Here is a 24,132-nt window from a genome sequence, read left to right as displayed (position 1 = left end):
GGGATAGTCGACTCCGTAGTAGCCCTGGCGGGCTGCGGTCAGGCGCTTTCCGCCCGGGAGGGGGCCGTGCCCAGCGCGGACTTCATCCGGCTGGCGCAGAATATCGCCAGGAGCGAAATCGCCACCGTAACGCCCAGATAAATGGCCACCGGCCGCCAGTCACCGTCATATTTTGCCAGCAGACCGGTGGCGATAAGCGGCGCGGTTCCCCCGGCCAGCGCGGCGCCCAGCTGGTAGCCGAGGGTGATCCCGGTATAGCGCACATTGGCGCTGAAAATCTCAGAGCACAGGGTGCCGAGCACCGCGGTTACCGGCGCCCACAGGATGCCGAAGGCAACGATCGTCGCCAGCATGATGCCCCAGCCGGTGCCGGTGTCGAGCAGCAGGAACCACGGGACGATAAACAGCCCCAGCAGCACCACGCTCAGGGTGTACATCTTTTGCCGACCCACCTTGTCTGACAGCAGCCCCATCAGCGGGATCATCACGGTGGCCACCAGCGCGCCCAGGGTCACGGATTCCAGCGCCTGCGACTTCTGATAGCTCAGGGTGGTGGTGGCGTAGCTGACTACAAAGGTGGAGAAGATATAGAAGGGGGCGGTCTCCACCACTTTCAGGCCGGCGGCGATCAGCACTTCCCGCCAGTGGTGCTTGAGCGTATCGCGCAGCGGGGCCTTCGCCACCTGGCCGGATTTTTTCACCTGCTTAAAGGCGGGCGTTTCGTCGATATCTTTACGGATCCACAGGCCGAGAAAAACGAGGACGGAGCTGAGCAGGAACGGTATGCGCCAGCCCCAGGCGAGAAACTGCGCCTCATCGAACAGCGTCATCAGCGAGACGATAAATGTCGCCATCAACATGCCGATGGTCACCCCGGCCTGGGGAATGCTGCCGAAAAAGCCTTTCCGCTTTTCCGGCGCGTATTCATAGGCCAGCAGCAGCGCGCCGCCCCATTCGCCGCCGATACCCATGCCCTGAATAATGCGCAGGATAATCAGCAGGGCCGGCGCCCAGAGGCCCACCATCTCGTAGGTGGGCAGCAGGCCGATCGCCACCGTGGCGCTCCCCATCAGCGACAGGGTCAGCACCAGCGTCTTCTTGCGGCCGATGCGATCGCCGATATGGGCGAAAATCACGCCGCCGATGGGGCGGATAAAAAACGTCAGCGAGAAGGAGAGCCAGGAGAGGATCAGGCCGATAACCGGGTCGACCATCGGAAAGAAGATTTTGTTGAACACCAGCGCGGCGGCGGTGCCATAGAGAAAATAATCGAACCATTCGATGGCGCTGCCTGTCAGGCTCGCGATCAGTACCTTCTTGTTTTTCTGCAGAATGGATGCAGTGTTGTCTTGTGGATTGCTCATTACGAAACGTTCTCCCGCCACGGTAGATAGGTCAGGTGTCACTCTGTACGAGCAGGGTGCAACCTGATGTGAAAAGGTTGTGTAATTGTTAAGCAACTTAGGGTTGAAGGTTACAATTGGCAAGTTTATCGCTGGCAAACTGGGCGTTATGGCGCGCTTTGAACTGGTATAACCGCGACGCTATTTTTTATTTTCCACCTGATTTTGCTGTTTTTTGTTATTTTCATAGTGAGTTGTTCAGGTGCAACCCGCCTGTTTTTAGATGTTTCTTGTTATTTCAAAATGGTTACAAATCGACGCCGCTATGCCTCCCGGCAGGCGGCGTTTATGATAGCGAAAGCATCCTCTCCGCTCGGCTGAGAGAGGATTAAGGAGACAGAATGGCAGAACAATTTCCTCCGCTGTCGGCAGCGACGCTGGCGGCGGCTAACCAGGTCGGCGCCTGGCTGGCGCAGGACGATCTGGCGACGCTGCCCGCGCTGCCGCAGGTGGACGTGGTAGTGCTGGCCGGCAACGCCGTGATCCCAACCATCGACGCCGCCTGCCGTCTGGCGGCGGCGCAGGCGGTCCCGCTGCTGATCAGCGGCGGCGTGGGACATTCTACGGGCTATCTCTACGAGGCGGTGCGCCAGGATCCCCGTTACCGTACGTTGCTGGTGGATGGCCGTCCGGAAGCGCATGTTCTGGCCGATATTGCTCATGACTACTGGCAAATTCCGCGCTCGCGGCTGGTGGTGGAGGACCAGTCGACCAACTGCGGCGAGAACGCCCGTTTTACCCGGACCACGCTGGAGAACGGGGGGATCCCTCATCGTCGCGGGATCGTCATTCAGGACCCCACCATGCAGCGGCGAACCATGGCCACCTTCGCCCGCGTCTGGCAGGGGGTGACGACGCCGCCACAGTGGCTGAGCTTTCCCGGCTGCTCGCCGGTGCTGGAGCAGACCGATGGTCAACTGGGGTTCGCGGGCGGCGGGGCGGGGCTGTGGCCGGTCGCCCGCTACCTGGCGCTGCTGCTGGGCGAGCTGCCGCGCCTGCAGGATACGCCTGAAGGATACGGTCCGCGGGGGAAAGACTTCATCAGCCACGTCACCTTCCCGCCGGAGATCATCGATGCCTGGCGACAGCTGCGGGAGGACGCCCAGCTTGCCGGGGCGCTGCAGGCCCGCACCCTCGGCTGAAAACTGCCCGTTTGCGGCAGATTTATCGCAAACGGGCAATTTGTGTTATTGGAATGTAACCTCAAGCGGGCATTTTTGGCCCGGTTTTATGAATCAGCTCACAGAACAGCGCCAACGTGCTGCGAAGCCACGGCTTATCCGCCCGATATTTAACAAAAAAATCACTTGTTAAATACAAACGCACTACAGGAGCAGCCATGACAGCACCCGTTCAACACCCGATGTATATTGATGGCCAGTTCGTTTCCGGTCGCGGCGACGGCTGGATCGACGTGCTTAACCCGGCGACCGAAGCGCTGCTGTCGCGGATCCCGGACGGGACTGCCGAAGAGGCGCGGCTGGCGATTGACGCGGCTGAGCGCGCCCAGCCCGCCTGGGAAGCACTGCCGGCGATTGAGCGCGCGGGCTGGCTGCGCAAGATTGCCGCGGGTATCCGCCAGCGTGCTGAAGAGATTGCCGGGCTGATCGTGGCTGAAGGCGGCAAGATCCAGCAGCTGGCGGCGGTGGAAGTCGCATTCACCGCTGACTATCTCGACTATATGGCCGAATGGGCGCGCCGTTACGAAGGCGAGATCGTGCAGAGCGATCGCCCGGGAGAGAATATCCTCGTCTTTAAACGCGCGCTGGGGGTGACCACCGGGATCCTGCCGTGGAACTTCCCGTTCTTTCTTATCGCCCGCAAGCTGGCGCCGGCCCTGATCACCGGGAATACCATCGTCATTAAGCCCAGCGAATTTACGCCCAATAATGCCATCGCCTTTGCCGAGATCGTCCATCAGGTTGGGTTGCCGAAAGGGGTCTTTAACCTGGTGCTTGGCCGCGGAGAAACCGTTGGTCAGGAGCTGGCCGGCAATCCGAAGGTGGCGATGGTTAGCATGACCGGTAGCGTGGCGGCGGGAGAGAAAATTATGGCCGCTGCGGCGAAAAATATCACCAAAGTGTGCCTCGAGCTCGGCGGCAAAGCGCCTGCCATTGTGATGGACGATGCGGATCTGGAGCTGGCGGTGAAAGCGGTGGTGGACTCGCGGGTGATTAACACCGGGCAGGTGTGTAACTGCGTCGAGCGGGTCTATGTTCAGCAGGGCATTTACGACCGCTTCGTCAACCGCCTCGGCGAGGCGATGAAGGCCGTGCAGTTTGGCGACCCGGCGACGCGGGATGACATCGCGATGGGGCCGCTGATCAACGCGGCGGCGCGGGACCAGGTGGCGGGCAAAGTGGCGAAGGCGGTGGCGCAGGGGGCGCGGGTGGCGCTGGGCGGCCAGCCGCTGGAGGGCAAAGGCTATTTTTATCCGCCGACCCTGCTGCTGGATGTGCGTCAGGAGATGGACATTATCCACGAGGAAACCTTCGGGCCGGTGCTGCCGGTGGTGGCGTTTTCGACCCTTGATGAGGCGCTGGCGATGGCCAATGACAGCGACTATGGCCTGACCTCCTCAATCTATACCCGCGATCTGAACGTGGCGATGAAAGCGATTAAGGGACTGAAGTTTGGCGAAACCTATATCAACCGTGAGAACTTTGAGGCGATGCAGGGGTTCCACGCCGGCTGGCGTAAGTCGGGGATCGGCGGCGCAGATGGCCGCCACGGCCTGAATGAGTACCTGCAGACCCAGGTGGTCTATCTGCAGGCCTGAGGCACTCCACACAGAACCGGCGGACAGCGCAGGCTGCCCGCCGTTCACTTAGCGGGCAAATTTCTCCAGCACGCGGATCAGTTGGGTGACAAAGCCGTATTCGTTATCGTACCAGGCGACGGTTTTCACCAGCTGTACGCCGCCGGCCTCCACAATCTCCAGCTGGGTAGCATCGTAGATCGAACCGAAATGGCTGCCGATGATATCGGAAGAGACGATCTCCTCTTCGGTGTAACCAAAGGATTCATTGCCCTCAGCCGCCTGCCTCATCGCCTGATTGACCTCATCCGCAGTCACCTTTTTCTCCAGCACCGATACCAGCTCCGTCACTGAGCCGGTTTTGGTCGGTACGCGCTGGGCATGGCCTTTCAGCTTACCGCTCAGGGCAGGGATCACCAGGCCAATGGCTTTTGCCGCGCCGGTAGTGTGCGGGATAACGTTTTCCGCCGCCGCCCTGGAGGCGCGCAGATCTTTTCCGCGCGGCCCGTCCACCAGCGACTGGGTGCCGGTATAGGCGTGGATGGTGGTCATGGTGCCTACGGTGATGCCGAAGGCATCCTGCAGAACTTTGGCCATCGGCGCCAGGCAGTTGGTGGTGCAGGAGGCCACGGAGATGATGGTGTCATCCGGGGTCAGGGTGTCATCGTTGACGTTGTAGACGATGGTTTTCATCTCGCCGGCGGGGGCGGAAATCAGCACTTTGCGCGCGCCGGCCTGGAGATGGGCTTGCGATTTCTCGGCCGAGGTGTAGAACCCGGTACACTCCACAATCACCTCGGCGCCTGCCGCCTGCCATGGAATATGCTGCGCCTCTTTTTCGGCATACACCGTAATGGTTTTGCCGTTGACGATCAGCGCATCTTCGGTAAAGTCGACGCTCCACGGGAAGGGGCCGTAGTTTGAATCATGCTTCAACAGGTAGGCCAGCACCTTTGGCGAAGTGAGGTCGTTGATAGCCACCACTTCCAGGCTGCTGTCGACTTCTAATAAACGACGTAACACCAGACGTCCGATACGACCAAATCCATTAATTCCAAGTTTACTCATGGATATTCTCCGGTTGGTAAAACGACTCGATGTGATGAAACTCCTCCAGGCTTAGCCCTGTCCCCCTGATTGGTCAACTGACAATCTGTGCGCTTTGCCAGGGCCTGCGGGCCGGAGAGGGGAAAAGTGAATGTTTTCCCGGTCTTTTTTGCCCGTGACGGCAGGGAATGATTTTTGTTACCAGAGATGAGGGGGCTGCCTGCTGGCGAAACGACGAAAAGCGTCTATGCTTAACTATTGAATAGCTTAGTAAAAAATTGACGTTAGACGAAGGGAGAGGTTATGGGATTCTGGAGAATCGTTTTCACTATCATTCTGCCGCCGCTGGGTGTGCTGCTGGGAAAAGGCTTCGGCTGGGCGTTTATTCTCAATATCATTTTGACCCTGCTGGGCTATATTCCTGGCCTGATCCACGCCTTTTGGGTGCAGACCCGCGATTAAAGGCTGACCCTCGCCGCCTCCCCCTGAGACCGGTTCAGGGGGGCATCAGGCACTCTTTATACAACAGCGTATTATCCTTAGACCAGTAGTGCCGGGTCTCCTCTTCCAGATCGACGATCCACTTAAACACCCCGGCGCTGGCGAGATCCCGGCAGTACTGTTCAAAGTTAATGGCCCGGGCAAAGTGGCGGATAACGGCGGCCCTGGTCAGACAATGGCTGGCCTCAGCGCGAACGCGCAGCAGCCCGCGGGCGCTTTTTACCGAGACCACCTCGTCGTTTGCCATTACGAAATTCATATTGCCGGTGGAAACAAAATAGATGTAGTAGGAGACCTTATGCCGACGCAGTTCATTGGCGAAGGTGGCATAGTCGGCGTCAGAACGCGCTTGCTCAAAAAAATGACCCAGCCTGACCAGCAGTTCCATTTCGATCCTTATCGTGTCGCTGTGTGCGGCTTTGGCCGATAGCGGCAGAAACCATTCACTAAATAACTTATTCGCATTTTAATAATATAGGTGCGTTATATTAATGGTTATTGCGTAACTGGAACACGGTTTCAAGTGTTACAATCTATTGCAATCGTTTGGCTACCTGGTCAGCGATGCGTAAGCGAACGGCGAGGCGGGAACGAGGAGACAAGCGCCGGCGGGGAAGGCCGCCGGCGGGAAAACGGCGCTACTTCTGAATCAAATAGCGAATGGTTGGGCCATCCTGTTGAATATCCAGCACCGTGTAGCCGTGGTTCCTTGCATCAAGCGGAATGTTATTGATCGACTGCGGACAGTCGCTGACCACTTCTAGGATCTCGCCTTTTTGCAGGGAAGGCATTGCCTCCAGGGTAGCGACCGCCGGATACGGGCAGGGTTCGCCGACCATATCCAGGCGATAATCAGGGATGATGTTTTTCATGCGCTCTCCTTCACGGTCCGGACCGCCGCCTGGCGGCGGAAAAAATGTCTCTCCCAGGCGATCACCAGCAGCAGGGCGATCAGCAGCAGTAGATAGGTGGCCAGTAGTCCGCCAAAGGGACCGAAGGCGTTCAGCAGGTTGACTTTCTGCCAGTGGGTGGCGAGGGGGGCGGCGATATCGTCCCAGCACCAGGCGAGCAGCGTTGAGCCGATGACGTTGCCCAGCCCAACCCACCAGTAGTGAACCTGGCCCTCCACCGCCCGGTACATCCAGCCGGTCTCACAGCCGCCGGCCAGCACGATGCCAAAGCCAAATAGTAGCCCGCCAATCGCCGCATTAGGACCGGCCCACATAATTTTCGGCGCCATCCCCAATTGCACATAGCTGAAGATACCGATGGCGCTCGCCGCCATGCCGAAGATAATCGCCTTCGCCATCACCGTCCGGCCGGTGATCCACATATCGCGAAAGGCGGAGGTAAAGCAGATCTGCGCGCGCTCGATAAGCAGACCAAAGCCAATACCGAACAGCATCGCCAGGCCCAGCGCCGGGTGGTCTGCGGCGGTAAGCAGGCCCCAGCCGATCATGGCGAAAAAGACCACCATCCCCAGGCGGAAGCGGCGGCGCGCCTGCTGCGGTTTTTGGGTTAACGGCGAGGCGGCGGACACTTTTTGCATTTTTACCGGGATGCGAAAAAGGGGCAGCAGCGTGAAGCGGGCGCCAAACCAGGAGCCGATGGCGGTGGCGATGGCAAACAGCCAGGCGTGCAGGGAGAACTGCGGAATGCCGGTGAAGAAGGCCGCCAGGTTGCAGCCCATCGCCAGCCGTGCGCCGAACCCGGCGATGATGCCGCCCGCCACGGCCTGCGCAATGCGGATCCGGCTGCGTGGCAAGCGCAGTTTGACGTTATTCGCCCACAGCGCGGCGGCCAGGCAGCCGCCGAACATGCCGATGATCATCCTGCCATCGATGCGGGTCAGCGGCGACCCTTCGAGATGTATCAGCTGGTAATAGCCCCACTGTTCGCTGTGGACGCCCAGCAGCTGCAGCAGCTGACCACCCCAGCGGGTGAATTCGCCGGTCACCGCCCAGAAGGTGCCGGTGATGCCAAAATAGTAGGTAGAGAGAATGCCCGCGGCAATGACCGCCGGGACAGGAGACCAGAACCGGATAAGCCAGGCCTGTTTGAAGGATTGCCATGTCATAAAAATGCCTCTGAACTCAGAAGGTATTAACGGTCGATGACCGACCAAAGGGGGCAAATAGTACCCGCCTTAGCGCCTGCTTTCTCTGTTTTGGATCAAGGCCCTACGCTTGCGTCAGCACGGCAACCAGCGCCAGCAGCGCGGGCAGCGCCTGAATATAGAGAATTTTGCGGCTGGCGGTCAGCGCGCCGAAAATCCCGGCGGCCAGCACGCAGACCAGGAAAAAGATAACCACCTGCACACCCGGCGCCCCCAGCCACAGCCCCCATGCCAGGCCGGCGGCCAGAAAGCCGTTATACAAGCCCTGGTTGGCCGCCAGCACCCGGGTCTGCCGGGCGAAATCGGCGCTGAGGTTAAAGGCCCGGCGCCCGGCGGGGGCTTCCCAGAGAAACATCTCCAGCACCAGGATGGCGAGATGAATAATAGCGACCAGCGCAACGAGGAGAGTGGCTAACACAGCGGTCCTTAACGATTAGGGGAATGTTTCTCAAGTATAACCGCAGGCGCTCACCAGGCGAGAGGACGACTGCTATAGTGCAGATAGCGTCATATTTTCCCGCCGCGAAGAGCGTCGGTTTATCTGATTGCCCCTTGGTTTAGCTAAGCGGTGCTAGCATGCCGGGTTCTTTTTACGGGTATGGCATAGGTTACTGAATGGTAAATAAATTATGGATTTTGTTATCAGGGCTACTAATGGTTGCCATGCCGTCGGCGCAGGCCGGGGAATTAAGCCTCTACTCGATGAATACCGGTTCCTATGTCTATCATATGACGGGTAACCACGGACAATATAACGAACATTTCAATAACAACTTTTTCTCGGTGGAGCGCAAGTTTTCTCAGGATTCAAAATACAGCGTGCTGGTCGGAACGATGAAAAACAGCTTTGACGATCGTTGCCTGACCCTCGGCGTGCGCCGCGACTGGCTGAAAAACGATACCGGCTGGGTACTGAAAGGGGTGTATGCCTATACCGGGGAATTTTTCTTTGATGCCTTCAGCCACTGTGGGGATTCCGGCACCTACCGCACCGCCAAAAAAATCACCGGCATCGGTTTTTCGCCCTACCTCTATCATGGCCTGCAATATAATTTCACCGATTATTTCGGTGTGGAAGGCGGCATTATTGTGCCGGCGATCTTTGTGATGAGTGTTCAGTGGAGCTTTCGCTAGACGCTTTATTTCCCGGGAAAAGAGCAGGCCACCACAGGTGGCCTGATACTAACGACCTGGCGGCGGGAATTAATGGAAGCCGAGACGGATCAGATCCAACGGGCAGAAGCGGCCCTCGCAGCCGTCGATTTCAACGCAGTCCGCCCGGCGCAACTGCTCAGCGGTTTTCCCCTCGCCATGGATAGCTTTAATCACGCCCGTCGTCCCGTTACCGGCGATCATTACCATGCTGCCGGTAGCAATAGCGTTACGATTACGGTCATAGGTTTTCATGGTCTCCTCCTCAATAAACCTGGGTGAAAGCAATGATTAAGCGCGCAAATTAATACCGCTTTCTGCCTAAAAAAGTTTTGAGGATAATCAAATTTATTTTAATAACCACCTGAGCATAAAGGCAAGAAGACCTTCTGTTCGCTTCCATCGCATCGCCTGCGCGGCGAGGGGATGAAGCGTGATACTGGCCGTCATATGTCAGCCAGGTTACTGTTTTATGACCAGATTATTAACCTTGCCAGCCCGCGGAAAATAGCGAAAGATGGCACTATTCGGGCATCAACGGTGCCAGTGCCTGTCCTGAGGGAGCCATGAATCAAGACGTCACCGCGAAGATGTTAAAGCCCGATTTTGATAGTGAAGTTTCCGGCCTGGTGCATGGCTATTTGTTTCATGAACAGCGCCCCCCGCAGCCGATCGCCTCTGGCGAGGTCTGCGCCCGCTATCAGGCGCTCGCCGATGACAAGGCGTTTATCTGGTTACACCTGAATCTTAATCATGCCACCGCCGAGAAATGGTTAACCAGCCACTTTCCGGTGGCCGATTTTTTCTTCGAGGAGATCCGCAGCGGCTCGCACACCACCCGCATTGAGCGACAGGGGGAAAATCTGTTCGCTGTGCTTAACGATGTGCTGTTTCGTCCGCAGGATACCAGCGCGGAAACCGCCACGCTGTGGCTCTACTGTAGCCCCAGGCTGGTGGTGACGGCGCGCTTCAAACCGTTGCGGTTTATCGAATGGATGCTGCCGCGCTTGCAGACGCTCAGGGTGAACACGTCTACTGAGCTGCTGGCCTTTCTGCTGGAGGAGCAGGAGGAGGTGCTGGAGCAGGTCGTCCGCCAGGCCAGCCGCCATGTTGACCTTATTGAAGAGCGTCTTCTGAGCAATCACGTGCAGCGCAACCGGGCCGATCTGGCGCGGCTACGGCGGATGCTTTTACGCTTCCAGCGGTTGCTGGCGCCGGAGCCGGCGGCGATGTTCCGGCTGCTTAACCGGCCGCCGGCGTGGATGGATCGCGCGGTGGTGCAGGCGTTTCGTCAGTTCACCGAAGAGTTTAGCGTGGTGCTTAACGATCTGTCGGGCCTGATCGAGCGCATCAGTCTGCTGCAGGAGGAGATTGGCGCCCGCCAGCTGGAGCAGAGCAATCGCACCCTCTATACCCTGACGGTGATCACCGTCCTCGCGCTGCCGATTAACATCGTCGCCGGTTTCTTCGGCATGAACGTCGGTGGGATCCCGCTGGCAAGCAACCACCACGGGTTTATCCTGCTGGTGGTGATTGTCGCTGTCTTTACCCTCGGCGCCGGTTACCTGGCGTTTCGCCGGCGCGATGACCTGTAGATTGCGCGTCGAATCAGCTGAGGCTGCGCAGGGCGGCAATCAGTCCTTCGACACCGCGTTCCAGCTTCTCGCGCGGGCAGCCGACGTTGAGCCGCAGAAAGCCGTTGCCCTCAGGACCATAGGTATAACCCGGCATAATCGCCACCTTCTGTTCGGCGATCAGCGCCTGCTGTAGCGCGCGATCGTCAACGTTGAGCGGGCGCAGGTCGATCCATGCCAGGTAGGTGGCCTCCGGCGGCTGCCAGCAGAGCGCGGGGAAGGCGTTGTTGAGCGTGTCGGCGACATAGCGCATATTCGCCTGCAGGTAGTCGCGCAGGGCATCGAGCCAGGGAGCCCCGTCGCGGTAGGCGGCGATATGGGCGACCAGCGCCGGCACGGAAGGGGAAGAGAGCCCGTCGCGACCCTTTAGCGCCTGCAGGTAGCTGTCGCGCTCGTTCTCTTCGGGGATAAAGCCGTAGGCCCCGGTAAAGGCCGGAATATTGAAGCTCTTCGAACCGGAGGTGAACAGCGCCCATGGTCCCTGAGCGACCTCGCTCCACGGGATATGGCGGTGTTCGCCCCAGGTCATGTCCATATGAATTTCGTCGCTAATCACCCTGACGCCATGTTTTTGACACAGGGCCGCCATGGTCTCCAGCTCCTCGCGACGCCAGACTTTCCCCGTTGGGTTGTGCGGGCTGCACAGCAGCAGCAGGGTATTCTTTGGCTCCGCCAGCGCCGCCTCCAGGCGGTCCATATCGCAGCGCCACCGATTATCCTTCAGGATCAATGGCACCGGGGCAATCCGCCGCCGGTTAGCGGTGATGGTGTTATAGAACGCATCGTAGGCAGGGGTGTGGACCACGACGCCGTCGCCTTCTTTCGACCACTGGCGGATGGTTTCCGCCACCATGTAGATAACAGACGGTCCGTAGACCACAGATTGCGGATCGATGTCGCTGTTAAAGCGGCTGGCGTACCAGTGGACAATCGCCCCGAGAAACGCCTCGTTGCGCCAGCGGCTGTAGCCGAACACCCCGTGGGCCAGCCGCTGGCTAACGGCGTCGAGAATACAGGGCGCGGTGGCGAAATCCATATCGGAAATAGTGAACGGCAGCAGATCGGCGGCGCCAAACCGGTCGGCGACATAGTCCCATTGCGTGCACCAGGTGCCGTGGCGATCGATAGGGGTGGCAAAATCAAACATTGGAGCTTCCTTAGCGAGCGCCCCCTCCGTAGCGGAGGGGGACTAGTGTGATCAGGCCTGCACGGTATTCATCAGCGTGGCCATCTCATCTTTTACCGACTGTACCTGCGGGCCAATAACCACCTGCAGATTATGCTGGTTGAGCTGTACCACCCCGATGGCGCGATGGGCTTTCAGCGCGGCGGCGTCCACTTTGCTCATATCGTGCACCGACAGGCGCAGACGGGTAATGCAGTTATCCAGCGAAACAATGTTCTCTGCGCCGCCGAGCGCCGCCAGAATCGCCGGTACGTTATACCCGGATTTGCCGATGGTACCGGCGACGGCTTTCTCCACGCTGGCGGCAGTGTCGATGTCGCGGCCCGGCGTTTTCAGATTGAAGCGGGTGATGGCGAAGCGGAAGATGGCATAGTAGACCGCGAACCAGATAGCCGCCACTACCGGCACCAGATACCACTTGGTCGCCAGGCCATGCAGAATGCCAAACACCACGAAGTCGATGATATTGCCGTCGGTGTTGCCGATGGTTACCCCGAGCACCGCCATGATGGTAAAGCCGAGACCGGTCAGCAGCGCGTGGATGACATACAGGACCGGCGCGACAAACAAGAACAAGAACTCCAGCGGCTCGGTGGTGCCGCCGACCACGCAGGCGATGACCCCGGAGATCAGCAGGCCTTTAATTTTATGTCGGTTTTCCGGACGGGCGCAGTGGTACATCGCCAGCGCGGCTCCCGGCAGGCCGCCGAGGAATGCCGGCATTTTACCCTGCGACAGGAAACGGGTGGCGCTTTCGGCGAAGCCGTGGGTCGTCGGACAGCTCAGCTGCGCCTGGAAGATGGTCAGCGCGCCGCTGACGCTGTGGCCGCAGACGTCGAGGGTGCCGCCGGCTTCGGTAAAGCGGATCAGCGCCACCAGAATATGGTGCAGGCCAAACGGCAGCAGCAGTCGCTCGCCGGTGCCAAAGATCATCGGCCCAAAATCCCCGGCGCTGTTGATCATCTTCCCGAGGGCGTTGATCCCCATAGCGAAGACTGGCCACACCAGCGGGATCGCCAGCCCGACCAGCCCCAGCACCACGGTGGTGACGATCGGCACGAAGCGGGTGCCGCCGAAGAAGGCCAGGGCGTCCGGCAGGCGAATGTTATGGAAGCGTTCATGCAGCAGCCAGACGATAATCCCGGCGATCACCGCCCCGAGGATCCCGGTATCGATTGACGGAATGCCGATAATGTTCTGGATATTGTTGGCCTTCAGGATCGCGGCGTCGGTGGTGGGCAGAATGCCTTTCGCGGTCAGCCAGAAGTTGACCGCCAGGTTCATGACCGCGTAGCCAACGAAGCCGGCGAAGGCGGCGACGCCTTTGTTCTCTCGCGCCAGACCCAGCGGGATGGCGATACAGAACATGACCGGCAGGAAGCTGAAGGCAAAGGAGCCGACCTTGCTCATCCAGATAAAGATGGCCTGCAGCAGCGGCATATCCAGCCACGGCAGCAGAGTCAAAACATCGTGACTGCTTAGCGAGCTGCCGATCCCCAACATGATCCCGCAAAACGAGAGCAACGCTACGGGCAGCATGAAGGTTTTTCCCAGCTGCTGGAAAAATTCCCATAAGGTGATTTTTGGTGCTGTTTTCGCCGTCATAGCACGGTTCCTGATTCATAAGTGGTCGGGAGAACTAACGCCACGGCAAGATAAAACGTTTTATCACTTTTTAGTGCGATAAAAATCACATATTCAAGCGATAATAAGGTTTATAAAGATCGCACAATGATAAAACGATTTATCGACAGGCAAGGGAGTCAGCCAGCAGGTTATGGCAATCGCAAAAAAGATCACCATCAATGATGTGGCGCTGGCCGCCGGCGTCTCCGTGAGCACCGTTTCGCTGGTGCTGAGCGGCAAAGGGCGCATCTCCAGCGCCACCGGCGAGCGGGTTAATCAGGCTATCGAACAGCTGGGATTTGTGCGCAATCGTCAGGCGGCCTCGCTGCGCGGTGGGCAGAGCGGGGTGATTGGCCTTATCGTCAGCGACCTGTCAAAACCGTTTTATGCTGAATTAACCGCCGGCCTCACCGATGCCCTGGAGAGGCAGGGGAAAATGGTATTTCTCACCCAGGGAGGCCGCAGCGGCGAGAAGATGGCCCAGCGGTTTGATACGCTGGCGGCGCAGGGGGTGGACGGGGTGATTATCGCCGGGGCGATCGACCGCGGGAGCGAGCTGCGCGAGCGTGCGGCGGAGGCGGGGGTGCCGCTGGTGTTTGCTTCCCGCGCCAGCTATCTTGACGATGTCGACCTGATCCGCCCGGACAACATGCAGGCGGCGCAGCTGGTGACCGAGCATCTGATCCGCCGCGGCCATCAGCGGATCGCCTGGCTTGGCGGCCAGAGCTCGTCGCTAACGCGCGCCGAGCGGGTCGGCGGCTATTGCGCCACCTTGCTGAAATACGGTCTGCCGTTTCACAGCGAATGGGTGCTGGAGTGCGAGTCGAGCCAGAAGCAGGCGGCGGAGGCGATGACCGCGCTGCTGGGGCAAAATCCGACCATCACTGCGGTGGTGTGCTACAACAACGTGGTGGCGACCGGCGCGTGGTTCGGTCTGCTGCGGGCTGGAAGGCAGAGCGGGGAAGATGGCGTCGACAGCTACTTCGAGCAGCGGGTGGCGCTGGCGGCGTTCGCCGATGTGCCCGAGGCCGCGCTTGACGACCTGCCCCTCACCTGGGTGACCACCCCGGCGCGCGAGATGGGCAAAACGCTGGCGGAGTCGATGCTGCGGCGGCTGGAAGAGGGGACTGGCGAGACGCGAAACCAGATTATGCCCCCGCGGCTGGTGACGCGAAAATGAGGGAGACGGCGCGCGCTGGCCGTCTCCTGTACCGATAAGTTACGGCTGCGGGGCGGCGTCATCCTGCTGAGGAGCGGCGTCATCCTGCTGCGGCTGGCCTTCCTGCGGCGCGCTGTCCGGCAGCGAAGGCGCTTCCAGACCAAACATCGCGGCAAAATCTTGCAGCGGCATTTTCTGTCCGTTCAGCGTCACCTGGCCGTTCGCGTACTGCAGACTGCTGCTGATGGCGTTATCTTCCATGGTGGTAATGCGGAACATCTGGCCCATCGCCGCCAGGCCTTTGACCTGCTGATCGGCAAGCTTGGCGGCATCGGCCGGCTGATAGCCTTCCAGACCGGCGATCTTAGTCATAAACTCCGTCGCCATATCCACCGGGATCACCACTTTGCCGTCCAGGGACTGCACCACGCGATCCAGGCTTTCCGCCAGGGTCTGCGGCGGAGCGGTCACCTGGGCCGGATCTTTCAGCAGAACCGAGAGGTTGAGGGTGCTTTCGCCTTTGGCATTGCGCCAGCTCAGCGGAGAGATGGTCACCGACGGGTTGCCTTTGAGCAGGATCGGCAGCGCATTGAACAGCGTTTCGGTGAGGGCCTGCTGATACAGCTCCGGATTCTGCGCCAGCTCCGGTTTCGCCAGCAGCGCCTGAGACTGCGCGCTGTACTGCTGACTGAACTGGTGCCACGCCTGACCGTCGACGTTATCCACTTTCAGCGTAAGTTTGCCGCTGCCCATATCCTGCCCCTGCAGCTTGAGGCTGTTGACGGTGTAGTTCACCTGGCTGTTCACGCCTTTGCCGCCCTGGGTCAGCGTCGAGCCGCCGTCCAGCGCCATGCCGTCGATCAGCGCCAGCTCTTTGCCTTCGACGCTGATGGCCAGTTTATCGAGGGTCATTTTTTGCTGGCCGATACGTTCGTTGAAGCTAGCCAGCTCGGTGGCGCCGTCGGTGGTCAGGTTGACGAAGCGCAGCTGTACCTTCTGATTATATTCGTTGAGCGCATCGATCTGCCCGCTGCCGGCCTGGCCCTTCAGGCTGATGTTTTTGCCGTCGCGGTCGGCGTCGAGCTGGAACTGACCGCCGCTGAAGGTGACTTTCTCATCGCCTTTAGCGTAGTCGAGGGCGTTAAGGACGATAGCCGACTGGCTGTCGCCGCTGTAGGCAATGCGCGTATCGACGGTAAAGGGGGTGTCGCCTTTGGCTATCTCGAACAGCGCCTGGCTGGCGTCGTTTTTCACCAGCGTGGTGTGGACGGAAGCCATTGCCGGCGCCAGATTAAAGGCTTTTAACGAGGCCAGCGGGAAGGGGCCATGATCGACCACTTCGTCAAGCACAACGCTCTGCCCGGCGGCCAGCCAGCCGTTAGCCTGACCGGCGATCGGCTTCACCACCAGCTGCAGATGGCTGCTGAACAGCCCGCGCTGGTAGTCCTGATAGCTCAGCTCCAGACCTGACTCCGGCGCGCTGCTGCGCAGCTGGGCGTTTGCCTGCTGCACCATATCGGCGATCCGGCCTTCCAGCTGTTTACCAGTGAACCAGGCGCCGCCTGTCCATACCACGCCCAGCGCCACGATGACTCCTGCTGCGACCAGCGATTTTTTCATAGCATTTATCCATAAATGAAGCCAGGCGGAGAGACCGCCTGGCTGAGTTATCACCAACAGTAAGCGCGACCTGAAGGGTCAGTCGCTTACTGGAGCTTATTGAAAACGCGCGCCACGCGGCCGCGGCCGCTGATCTGCACCGGCGATTCACTGGCGGCCACGAATGCCGACTCGCCCGGCTTGAGGGTCAGGCTCTGGTCGCCTTTGCGCAGTACGGCTTCACCGTCGACGCAGAACACGATCGCCGCGCTTGCCTGGGCCAGATCGCTGGCCTCGGCGGAGAGGTCATGCAGGGAGAAGGCAAAATCTTCCACCGGGATCGGGAAGTCGAGTTCCGCGCCGTGACGCTGCGGCTGGGTCAACAGCTCACCCGCCGGTTTAGCCTCGAACTTGACGTTAGCAACCAGCTCAGGAATATCAATGTATTTCGGCGTCAGGCCGGCGCGCAGTACGTTATCCGAGTTGGCCATCACCTCCAGCGCCACCCCCTGCAGATAGGCGTGCGGCGTTTCAGCAAACAGGAACATCGCTTCGCCTGGGTTCAGCTTCACTACGTTCAGCAGCAGCGGGGAGAAGAGGCCGCTGTCGTCCGGATAGAATTCCGCGATCAGGCGGATTGTCTGCCACGGTTCGCCTTGTTCACGGGCCAGCACGTCGCGCAGCACCTGCAGCGCCTTGGCCTTTTCCTCACCCTGCATATTTAGCAGGCTGGCAAACAGCTGGCTCAGGTGAGTCGCGTCCGGCTGCTGCAGGAAGGCGCCGATTGCCGGATGCGCGCTAGCCACCGGCTGCAGCAGGGTGACAATCTCGCTGAACTCGCGAAATGCATTCATCGCCAGGAACGGCGTCAGGGCAAAAACCAGCTCCGGTTTGTGGTTCGGATCTTTGTAGTTACGCTCGGCGGCGGAGAGCGGGATACCGGCGGCGTTCTCGCGGGCGAAACCTTCTTCCGAGGCCTGCTTGTTGGGATGCACCTGAATTGAGAGCGGCTGAGCGGCGCACAGTACCTTAAACAGGAACGGCAGTTCACCAAAGCGGGCGGCAACCTTGTCGCCGAGCAGAGCGGCTTTATCCGCGTCAATCACCTCGCGCAGTGAACGCGGCTGGCCGTCGGCCGCCAGGATCTGCGAGCTGCTCTTCGGATGCGCCCCCATCCACAGCTCTGCCATCGGCAGATTGTCCGGGTTGGCGATGCCATACAGTTCAGTTAAGGCGGTGTGGCTTCCCCATGCATAGTTCTGCACGGCGTTAATCAGCTTTTGCATTCTCAATCCCTGTTTCAAACAAAGTAAATTTTATCGCCCTATTAAACCAGCAAACGGTGGAGAAGCAACTGCTGAAAGAAAAAGTCGTCCTTGTCTCAGTTTTTGTTAAAAAATTGTGTAAGATTGTTCGACTCGCTTTTCTACAGGCACATGGAGTCCCTGCCTGAAACATAATCAGCCAAAGCAGTAAGTGAGAGTACAATGTCGAATAAACCGTTTGTTTACCAGGATCCTTTTCCGCTCAAAAAGGATGACACCGAGTATTATCTCCTCAGCAGTGATTACGTCTCCGTCGCCGAATTCGCCGGCCAGGAAGTGCTAAAAGTTGACCCTCAGGCGCTGACCCTTCTGGCGCAGCATGCTTTCCACGACGCCTCCTTTATGCTTCGCCCTGCGCATCAGCAGCAGGTGGCGGATATCCTTAACGATCCGGAAGCCAGCGAAAACGATAAATACGTCGCGCTGCAGTTCCTGCGCAACTCGGATATCGCCGCCAAAGGTATTCTGCCCACCTGCCAGGACACCGGCACCGCGATCATCATGGGTAAAAAAGGCCAGCGCGTGTGGACCGGCGGCGGCGATGAAGCCGCCCTGGCGCAGGGGGTGTATAACACCTATATCCAGGACAACCTGCGCTACTCGCAGAACGCGCCGCTGGATATGTATAAAGAGGTTAACACTGGCACCAACCTGCCGGCGCAGATCGATCTCTATGCTACCGATGGCGATGAGTACAAATTCCTCTGCATCGCCAAGGGCGGCGGCTCGGCGAACAAAACCTATCTGTACCAGGAAACCAAAGCGCTGATCACCCCGGCGAAGCTGAAAAATTACCTCGTCGAGAAGATGCGCACCCTCGGTACTGCCGCCTGTCCACCGTACCATATCGCCTTCGTGATCGGCGGTACCTCGGCGGAAGCGACGCTGAAGACCGTGAAGCTGGCGTCCACCAAATACTACGATGGCCTGCCGACCGAAGGTAACGAGCACGGCCAGGCGTTCCGCGACGTGCAGCTGGAGCAGGAGCTGCTGCTGGAGGCGCAGAACCTTGGTCTCGGCGCGCAGTTCGGCGGCAAATACTTTGCCCACGATATCCGCGTGATCCGTCTGCCGCGTCACGGCGCTTCCTGCCCGGTAGGAATGGGGGTTTCCTGTTCCGCCGACCGCAACATCAAAGCCAAGATTAACCGCGACGGCATCTGGATCGAGAAGCTGGAGAGCAACCCGGGGAAATATATCCCTGAGCATCTGCGCCAGGCCGGGGAAGGCGAAGCGGTGAAGGTAAATCTTAACCAGCCGATGAGCGAGATCCTGGCGCAGCTGTCGCAGTATCCGGTATCCACCCGCCTGTCGCTGAGCGGGACTATCATCGTCGCCCGCGATATCGCCCACGCTAAGCTGAAGGAGCTTATCGACAACGGCGAGGCGCTGCCGCAGTACGTCAAAGATCACCCGATCTACTACGCAGGTCCGGCCAAGACGCCGGACGGTTACGCCTCCGGCTCTCTGGGGCCGACCACCGCAGGCCGCATGGACTCTTACGTTGATCTGCTGCAGTCCCATGGGGCGAGCAAGATCATGCTGGCGAAAGGCAACCGCAGCCAGCAGGTCACCGACGCCTGCCACAAACACGGTGGCTTCTACCTCGGCAGCATCGGCGGCCCGGCGGCAGTGCTGGCCCAGCAGAGCATCAAGAGCCTCGAGTGCGTGGCCTATCCGGAGCTGGGTATGGAGGCTATCTGGAAAATTGAAGTGGAGGATTTCCCGGCCTTTATCCTCGTTGATGATAAAGGCAATGACTTCTTCCAGCAGATCCAGACCTCGCAGTGCGCCCGCTGCGTGAAGTAACCCAGGCCGCCCTTCGGGGCGGCGCTGGTCGATGACAAACCTCATTTCGTTAGGGTGAGCGCTTTTCTGCCGGGCGGCGGCTTTCGCCTTACCCGGTCTACGAAAAACAGCAATATCAATAAGTTATGCAGTTCTCTGTAGGCCCGCGCAATCGCAGCGCCGCCGGGCAATCCCGACGATTGCATTTTGTCAGCGGTCTGGGCTGCCCCTCGGGGCGGCTTTTTTTATGTCGCTTCGCGGCACGAACCACCAAAACAACTTATCAATCTGGCCAATACTTAGTCTTTTAAGCAGGTGAGCTTTGTCGCTATGACGCACTTTTCATCCAAGGAGAAAGTAATGACAACGCATCGCAGTGAAAAAGACTCGATGGGCGCCATCGAGGTCCCGGCCGATAAACTCTGGGGCGCCCAGACCCAGCGCTCGCTGGAGCATTTCCGCATCTCGACCGAAAAAATGCCCGGGGAGCTGATATACGCCCTGGCGCTGACCAAGCGGGCGGCGGCGAAGGTTAACCAGGATCTCGGACTGTTGACGGCGGAGAAAGCCGGGGCGATCGTCGCCGCCGCTGACGAAGTGCTGGCCGGAAAGCACGCGCAGGAGTTCCCCCTGGCTATCTGGCAGACCGGCTCCGGCACCCAAAGCAATATGAATATGAACGAGGTGCTGGCCAACCGCGCCAGTGAACTGCTCGGCGGAGAACGGGGGATGGCGCGAAAAATTCATCCCAATGACGATGTGAATAAGAGCCAGAGCTCAAATGATGTATTCCCCACCGCCATGCACGTCGCGGCGCTGATTGCCCTGCGGGAAAAAGTGATCCCGTCGCTGCAGGCGCTGCGGGCGACGCTCAATGAAAAAGCGGTGGCCTTCAGGGATATCGTCAAGATCGGCCGCACCCATCTGCAGGACGCCACGCCGCTCACCTTAGGCCAGGAGATCTCCGGCTGGGTGGCGATGCTGGACCATAGCCTGAAGCACATTGAAGCCAGTCAGCCGCATCTTGCCGAGCTGGCGCTGGGCGGGACGGCGGTAGGCACCGGGCTGAATACCCATCCGGAATATGCCGTACGCGTGGCGGCCGAGCTGGCGTCGCTCAGCGGACAGCCATTTGTCACCGCGCCGAACAAATTCGAAGCGCTGGCCACTGTGGATGCCCTGGTCCATGCCCACGGCGCGCTGAAAGGCCTGGCGGCCTCGCTGATGAAAATCGCTAACGATGTCCGCTGGCTGGCCTCCGGCCCCCGCTGCGGCATTGGTGAAATCGCCATCCCGGAAAACGAGCCAGGGTCATCGATTATGCCGGGCAAGGTTAACCCAACCCAGTGCGAAGCTCTGACCATGGTCTGCTGCCAGGTGATGGGCAACGACGTGGCGGTGAATATCGGCGGTGCTTCCGGCAACTTTGAGCTTAACGTCTATCGCCCGATGGTCATCCACAACTTCCTGCAGTCGGTGCGTCTGCTGGCGGACGGTATGGCGAGCTTTAACGAGCACTGTGCGGTGGGTGTTGAACCGAATCGCGAGCGGATCAGTCAGTTGCTCAATGAGTCGCTAATGCTGGTTACTGCGCTGAATACCCATATCGGCTACGACAAGGCGGCGGAAATCGCTAAAAAAGCGCACCATGAGGGGCTGACTCTCAAAGCCTCGGCGCTGGCGCTGGGCTACCTGACGGAAGCCGAATTCGACAGCTGGGTGCGCCCGGAAGAGATGGTCGGCAGCCTGGCTATTCGCTAGCCAGCCAGAGGTGCAGGCGCGGGATAAGCAATCTCAGCGACTGCGCCTCCGGTTTGTAGCGATACTGCACATTGTCGGCATCATAGTTCAGCAGCTCGCCAATATCCGGTACGCTGACCCCCCGGCTGCCGGACATCAGGGCGATCAGCGGGCTGGGGCAGGCGTACTGTACCTGTTTCTGCTCGCCGGCGTACCAAACGCGGGCGATCGGCTGGACTTTCACCGGTCGTTTTATTTTCAGCCGCGCCCGCTGCGGCAGGGCGGCGATATCCTGATACTCCCTTTCCAGTTTGCTCTGCCACTGCTCCCGGGTCCACGGCGGCACCGCCCGCGGCGCTTGCAGGCTTTTCTCCAGCATCATCAACACCTGGTCGCGGGTCAGATTCTTGATGACGTGCTTATTGGCCCAGCCGAAGCGGATGGTGCTCGGGTCGACGAGGGGCGTCAGCGTGCGGTAGGCGCTTAGGGTGATCAACCCCGGCAAATGACGGTGTACCCACTCAAAACGGGCGGTGGGGGGCAGGCCGGAGTCGACGGTGACGATCTTCTCGAAGGTGGCCTTCAGGGCATTGATATGCTGAATACGCGCCAGCAGATCCTGCTGCTCCGCGGCGGTAACCTGCAGGCAGATAGCCCCCGGCAGGCGTACGGCGGCCTTGCTGCTGCGGTTTTCCGATTGCTGCTGGATAAACAGATGGCTGTAGTGGCGCAGGGCGCGCGCCAGGGCCGTCTTGCCGATGTGCTGCACCACCGGAATGGTGGCCAGCGGATCGTGCTCGGCATCCTTACCGATCGCCGGCAGTTCAAATACCCGGCCCGCCAGCAGACGGCAGTCACTTAACGCCTGCTGGAGCGCCTGCAGCTCCAGCTCGATCTGGCGAAAGGTATTATTCAGACGTTCAACGAGGTCGTAGCTGGCCATTATTACCACCTTAGTTACAACATACTATTAGATTTTTGCAGCATACCCAGCCCGCGGCTTCTGCGCAAGTTTTATTCAGGCAGAGGTGAAATCAGGCAGCTGATGATAGACCGGCCAGCTAAAGCAGAAGCGGGCGCCGCCGAGAGGGCTGGCCTCGCAGCGCACCTCGCCGCCCATCGCCTGGGCGATACTGTGGACAATCGCCAGGCCGAGGCCGCAGCCTCCTGTCGCCCGGTCCCGGCTGGGGTCAAGGCGGACAAAGGGCTCAAACACCCGCTCGCGCTCCTCGGGGGCGATTCCCGGGCCGTCATCCTCAACCAGCAACGATGCGCGCGAACCCTGCAGCGTCAGGCTGACCGCCACCCGCTGGCTGCTGTAGCGCAGGGCGTTATTGACCAAATTATCCAGCACCCGCTCCATCAGTCGCATATCCAGCGCGCCGTAGTTACCGTGGGTCAGCGTCGCCAGGGCGACCTCGCGCTGTGGGTTAACCATCTGGATATCCTCGACGTGATCGCTGATCCAGGCGGGAAAATCGGGAGTCGTCAGGCTGAGCTCCGTCTGCGGGCGGTCGAGGCGGGCGTAGGTCAGGAGCTCTTCAATCAGCGCCTCCAGCTGACCGATATCGCGGTTCAGCGCCTGCGATTCCGCCTCGGTGAGATTCTCGCTCATCTCCAGACGGTAGCGCAGGCGTACCAGCGGTGTCCTGAGTTCATGGGCGATGCCGTCAATCAGCTGCTTTTTGCTGGCAATAAGCGCATTAATGTTATCGGCCATTTGGTTAAAGGCCACCCCGAGCCGCTCGAAGCTGGACATACTGTCGAAGTGAATGCGCTCGCTGAGGTGACCTTCGCCAAAGCGCTGGGCGGCCGTCTCAATGCGCAGCATGTCCTGCCAGTGCGGGCGCATCCAGATAAACACCGGAAAGGCCAGCGAGATAGCAATAAACGCCATCAGCGCCACGTCCAGCAGGCGCATCTCATGCAGAAAATAGAGATAGGGCACCGGGCCCACCGACAGCACATAGTGGCTGCGGGGAATGCGCTGAATAAAGGTGTACTGATCGTCGAGGGCGACGATATCGCCGGCGCGCAGGTGCTGCATCGAGCTTTCCGACAGCTTAAATTTGCTGATCGGCTCGATGTGCAGATCAAACGATAAATTCAGGTCCAGCTCTTTAAGGGTCTTGCTCCAGTCGCGCGGCGGTATCTCCCGCAGCTCGCTGCGCATCAGATACAGCGAGCTTTTCATCAAATCGTCAAGCGACTGCCGTCCGGCGCGCTCCGCGGTAAATTTATAGACCAGACCGACCAGCATGGTCATCACCAGAAAGCAGACGAAGAGCAGAAGATAGAACTGCACGAACAGCTTTTTCATTACATTACCGCGTATTCAAGAGAAACCTGTCTGGCGCCCCAGGGGCATCTTCTGCGCGTCGGGGAGTCAATGTTATCGATATCCCCGGGCGAGGCGCGGGGAAATCATAGATACGCTATCAAAGCAGGGTTTATGCCCCCTGACAATAGCCAGCCTGGAGACAGAACGGTAAAAAGGTGACAGTGTCACTCGATGCGGTGATTTCTTCACCCTCGGGGGGAGCAGGGCAATCGTATTTTGTGCGTCGATGGATACGCTACTCACGATAATAAGGAATGTCTACCGGATAGGTGGTCGTCAGACTCAGCAGCCGACAGCGCACCAGCTTTTCCGTTTCGGCATACCAGTAAGCAAACTCGCCGGTGGTCTGGTGGTAAATCATCTGATCGAGGTTGGCAAACGGGATCACCAGCAGCGGCCCCTGGCGAACGTGGCCGCCGCCGGTTTCAAAGTCATGCTGCCCCCAGGATTGCTGGGTATGTTCATAGCGATGAAGGATCACCTCGATTTGCCCGCGCTGCGGACAGAGGAGTCGAATATCGGCGTTGTCGAGGGAAAAAGCCCAGCCAGAGAGAGAAGTGAACAGTGAGAGTGCCAAAAGTACAACGTATTTCATCATGCAAAAGTCCTGTGTTTTCAGGCTTTATGCCACTCTGACAGCGGTAAGTCCTTGAGCACAATCATATTGAGGAGTTATGTGATGGGGTTCTGTACGGCTAATTCTATTGATTTAATCAATATGACAAGTTCCGGTGATGAATGTGCGCGCCAGGGACGA

The 24,132-nt window shown here is 59.3% G+C and carries 23 protein-coding genes; 8 read left to right on the top strand and 15 right to left on the bottom strand.

Going from position 1 to position 24,132, the window contains the following annotated elements; translation table 11 throughout:
* Positions 1–38: 38 nt before the first annotated feature.
* The gene (locus KHQ26_RS04440) at positions 39–1,364 is read right to left on the bottom strand and encodes an MFS transporter (RefSeq protein WP_020803989.1); all 1,326 of its coding nucleotides are present in this window, start codon (positions 1,362–1,364) and stop codon (positions 39–41) included.
* A 380-nt stretch (positions 1,365–1,744) separates the two neighbouring features.
* Here KHQ26_RS04440 and KHQ26_RS04435 point away from each other — a divergent pair, with 380 nt between their 5' ends.
* A complete protein-coding gene (locus KHQ26_RS04435) occupies positions 1,745–2,545 on the top strand; it encodes a YdcF family protein (RefSeq protein ID WP_020804001.1) in 801 nt (266 codons plus the stop codon).
* Positions 2,546–2,606: 61 nt separating this feature from the next.
* On the opposite strand, the gene KHQ26_RS04430 is transcribed toward KHQ26_RS04435, so the two are convergent.
* Positions 2,607–2,744: a hypothetical protein gene (locus tag KHQ26_RS04430; RefSeq protein ID WP_020803977.1), complete on the bottom strand. Its 138-nt coding sequence runs from the start codon at positions 2,742–2,744 to the stop codon at positions 2,607–2,609.
* Between KHQ26_RS04430 and aldA the strand changes: the two genes are divergently transcribed.
* Positions 2,743–4,182, top strand: a complete 1,440-nt coding sequence (aldA, locus tag KHQ26_RS04425; RefSeq protein ID WP_004224547.1) for an aldehyde dehydrogenase — start codon at positions 2,743–2,745, stop codon at positions 4,180–4,182. The two genes, KHQ26_RS04430 and aldA, sit on opposite strands and share 2 nt — an antisense overlap.
* Before the next feature lie 48 nt (positions 4,183–4,230).
* Here aldA and gap read toward each other — a convergent pair whose 3' ends face one another.
* Entirely contained in the window at positions 4,231–5,229 is a 999-nt protein-coding gene (gene gap / locus KHQ26_RS04420; protein WP_002903227.1) for a type I glyceraldehyde-3-phosphate dehydrogenase, read from the bottom strand.
* A 282-nt stretch (positions 5,230–5,511) separates the two neighbouring features.
* Here gap and KHQ26_RS04415 point away from each other — a divergent pair, with 282 nt between their 5' ends.
* Complete coding sequence (locus KHQ26_RS04415; protein ID WP_002903230.1) at positions 5,512–5,670, top strand: YqaE/Pmp3 family membrane protein; 159 nt, start codon at positions 5,512–5,514, stop codon at positions 5,668–5,670.
* A 34-nt stretch (positions 5,671–5,704) separates the two neighbouring features.
* Here the strand turns inward: KHQ26_RS04415 and KHQ26_RS04410 are convergent, their stop codons facing one another.
* The 4 genes from KHQ26_RS04410 to KHQ26_RS04395 all read right to left on the bottom strand — a co-directional run bounded on the left by KHQ26_RS04410 (position 5,705) and on the right by KHQ26_RS04395 (position 8,243).
* Positions 5,705–6,097 carry a DUF1398 domain-containing protein gene (locus tag KHQ26_RS04410; RefSeq protein WP_002903231.1) on the bottom strand — a complete coding sequence of 131 codons (393 nt, stop codon included), beginning with the start codon at positions 6,095–6,097 and terminating at the stop codon, positions 5,705–5,707.
* Between the two features lie 250 nt (positions 6,098–6,347).
* Positions 6,348–6,581, bottom strand: coding sequence for a sulfurtransferase-like selenium metabolism protein YedF (yedF, locus tag KHQ26_RS04405; protein ID WP_002903233.1), 234 nt, complete (start codon positions 6,579–6,581; stop codon positions 6,348–6,350).
* Positions 6,578–7,786, bottom strand: a complete 1,209-nt coding sequence (gene yedE, locus KHQ26_RS04400; protein ID WP_002903234.1) for a selenium metabolism membrane protein YedE/FdhT — start codon at positions 7,784–7,786, stop codon at positions 6,578–6,580. The genes yedF and yedE overlap by 4 nt, the downstream gene beginning before the upstream one ends.
* Positions 7,787–7,889: 103 nt before the next feature.
* Positions 7,890–8,243 carry a DUF1304 domain-containing protein gene (locus tag KHQ26_RS04395; RefSeq protein ID WP_211777849.1) on the bottom strand — a complete coding sequence of 118 codons (354 nt, stop codon included), beginning with the start codon at positions 8,241–8,243 and terminating at the stop codon, positions 7,890–7,892.
* Positions 8,244–8,479: 236 nt separating this feature from the next.
* Here KHQ26_RS04395 and KHQ26_RS04390 point away from each other — a divergent pair, with 236 nt between their 5' ends.
* A complete protein-coding gene (locus KHQ26_RS04390) occupies positions 8,480–8,959 on the top strand; it encodes a hypothetical protein (protein ID WP_004151567.1) in 480 nt (159 codons plus the stop codon).
* A gap of 69 nt (positions 8,960–9,028) precedes the next feature.
* Here the strand turns inward: KHQ26_RS04390 and ydfZ are convergent, their stop codons facing one another.
* Positions 9,029–9,232, bottom strand: coding sequence for a putative selenium delivery protein YdfZ (gene ydfZ, locus KHQ26_RS04385; protein WP_004151566.1), 204 nt, complete (start codon positions 9,230–9,232; stop codon positions 9,029–9,031).
* 311 nt (positions 9,233–9,543) lie between these two features.
* Here ydfZ and KHQ26_RS04380 point away from each other — a divergent pair, with 311 nt between their 5' ends.
* On the top strand, positions 9,544–10,572 hold the full coding sequence (locus KHQ26_RS04380) for a CorA family divalent cation transporter (protein ID WP_002903242.1): 1,029 nt from the start codon (positions 9,544–9,546) through the stop codon (positions 10,570–10,572).
* Positions 10,573–10,585: 13 nt separating this feature from the next.
* Here the strand turns inward: KHQ26_RS04380 and KHQ26_RS04375 are convergent, their stop codons facing one another.
* Together KHQ26_RS04375 and malX are read right to left on the bottom strand one after the other, a co-directional pair.
* Complete coding sequence (locus KHQ26_RS04375) at positions 10,586–11,758, bottom strand: MalY/PatB family protein (protein ID WP_004176351.1); 1,173 nt, start codon at positions 11,756–11,758, stop codon at positions 10,586–10,588.
* A gap of 51 nt (positions 11,759–11,809) precedes the next feature.
* Positions 11,810–13,402 (bottom strand): maltose/glucose-specific PTS transporter subunit IIBC, encoded by a 1,593-nt coding sequence (malX, locus tag KHQ26_RS04370; protein ID WP_002903245.1) that lies wholly within the window; start codon positions 13,400–13,402, stop codon positions 11,810–11,812.
* Between the two features lie 172 nt (positions 13,403–13,574).
* On the opposite strand from malX, the gene KHQ26_RS04365 reads away from it, so the two are divergent.
* A complete protein-coding gene (locus tag KHQ26_RS04365) occupies positions 13,575–14,603 on the top strand; it encodes a Mal regulon transcriptional regulator MalI (protein WP_004176344.1) in 1,029 nt (342 codons plus the stop codon).
* 39 nt (positions 14,604–14,642) lie between these two features.
* Here KHQ26_RS04365 and KHQ26_RS04360 read toward each other — a convergent pair whose 3' ends face one another.
* Entirely contained in the window at positions 14,643–16,202 is a 1,560-nt protein-coding gene (locus KHQ26_RS04360) for a YdgA family protein (RefSeq protein ID WP_016831802.1), read from the bottom strand.
* Between the two features lie 86 nt (positions 16,203–16,288).
* Entirely contained in the window at positions 16,289–17,467 is a 1,179-nt protein-coding gene (manA, locus tag KHQ26_RS04355; RefSeq protein ID WP_004176341.1) for a mannose-6-phosphate isomerase, read from the bottom strand.
* Between the two features lie 201 nt (positions 17,468–17,668).
* Between manA and fumA the strand changes: the two genes are divergently transcribed.
* Together fumA and fumC are read left to right on the top strand one after the other, a co-directional pair.
* A complete protein-coding gene (fumA, locus tag KHQ26_RS04350; RefSeq protein ID WP_002903313.1) occupies positions 17,669–19,315 on the top strand; it encodes a class I fumarate hydratase FumA in 1,647 nt (548 codons plus the stop codon).
* Positions 19,316–19,654: 339 nt separating this feature from the next.
* Positions 19,655–21,055 (top strand): class II fumarate hydratase, encoded by a 1,401-nt coding sequence (fumC, locus tag KHQ26_RS04345; protein WP_004176339.1) that lies wholly within the window; start codon positions 19,655–19,657, stop codon positions 21,053–21,055.
* Here the strand turns inward: fumC and tus are convergent.
* The 3 genes from tus to KHQ26_RS04330 form a co-directional block, all read right to left on the bottom strand.
* Entirely contained in the window at positions 21,045–21,977 is a 933-nt protein-coding gene (tus, locus tag KHQ26_RS04340) for a DNA replication terminus site-binding protein (RefSeq protein ID WP_004148259.1), read from the bottom strand. The two genes, fumC and tus, sit on opposite strands and share 11 nt — an antisense overlap.
* Before the next feature lie 75 nt (positions 21,978–22,052).
* Positions 22,053–23,354, bottom strand: coding sequence for a two-component system sensor histidine kinase RstB (rstB, locus tag KHQ26_RS04335; RefSeq protein WP_004151564.1), 1,302 nt, complete (start codon positions 23,352–23,354; stop codon positions 22,053–22,055).
* Between the two features lie 256 nt (positions 23,355–23,610).
* Positions 23,611–23,973, bottom strand: coding sequence for a hypothetical protein (locus tag KHQ26_RS04330; RefSeq protein ID WP_020803973.1), 363 nt, complete (start codon positions 23,971–23,973; stop codon positions 23,611–23,613).
* Positions 23,974–24,132: the final 159 nt, after the last annotated feature.

Origin of the sequence: Klebsiella sp. 10 (assembly GCF_018223925.1) — a bacterium.
GTDB lineage: Bacteria > Pseudomonadota > Gammaproteobacteria > Enterobacterales > Enterobacteriaceae > Klebsiella > Klebsiella pneumoniae.
Note: the sequence above shows the minus strand (reverse complement) of the source record. Positions and strands in the feature narration are given on the sequence as shown.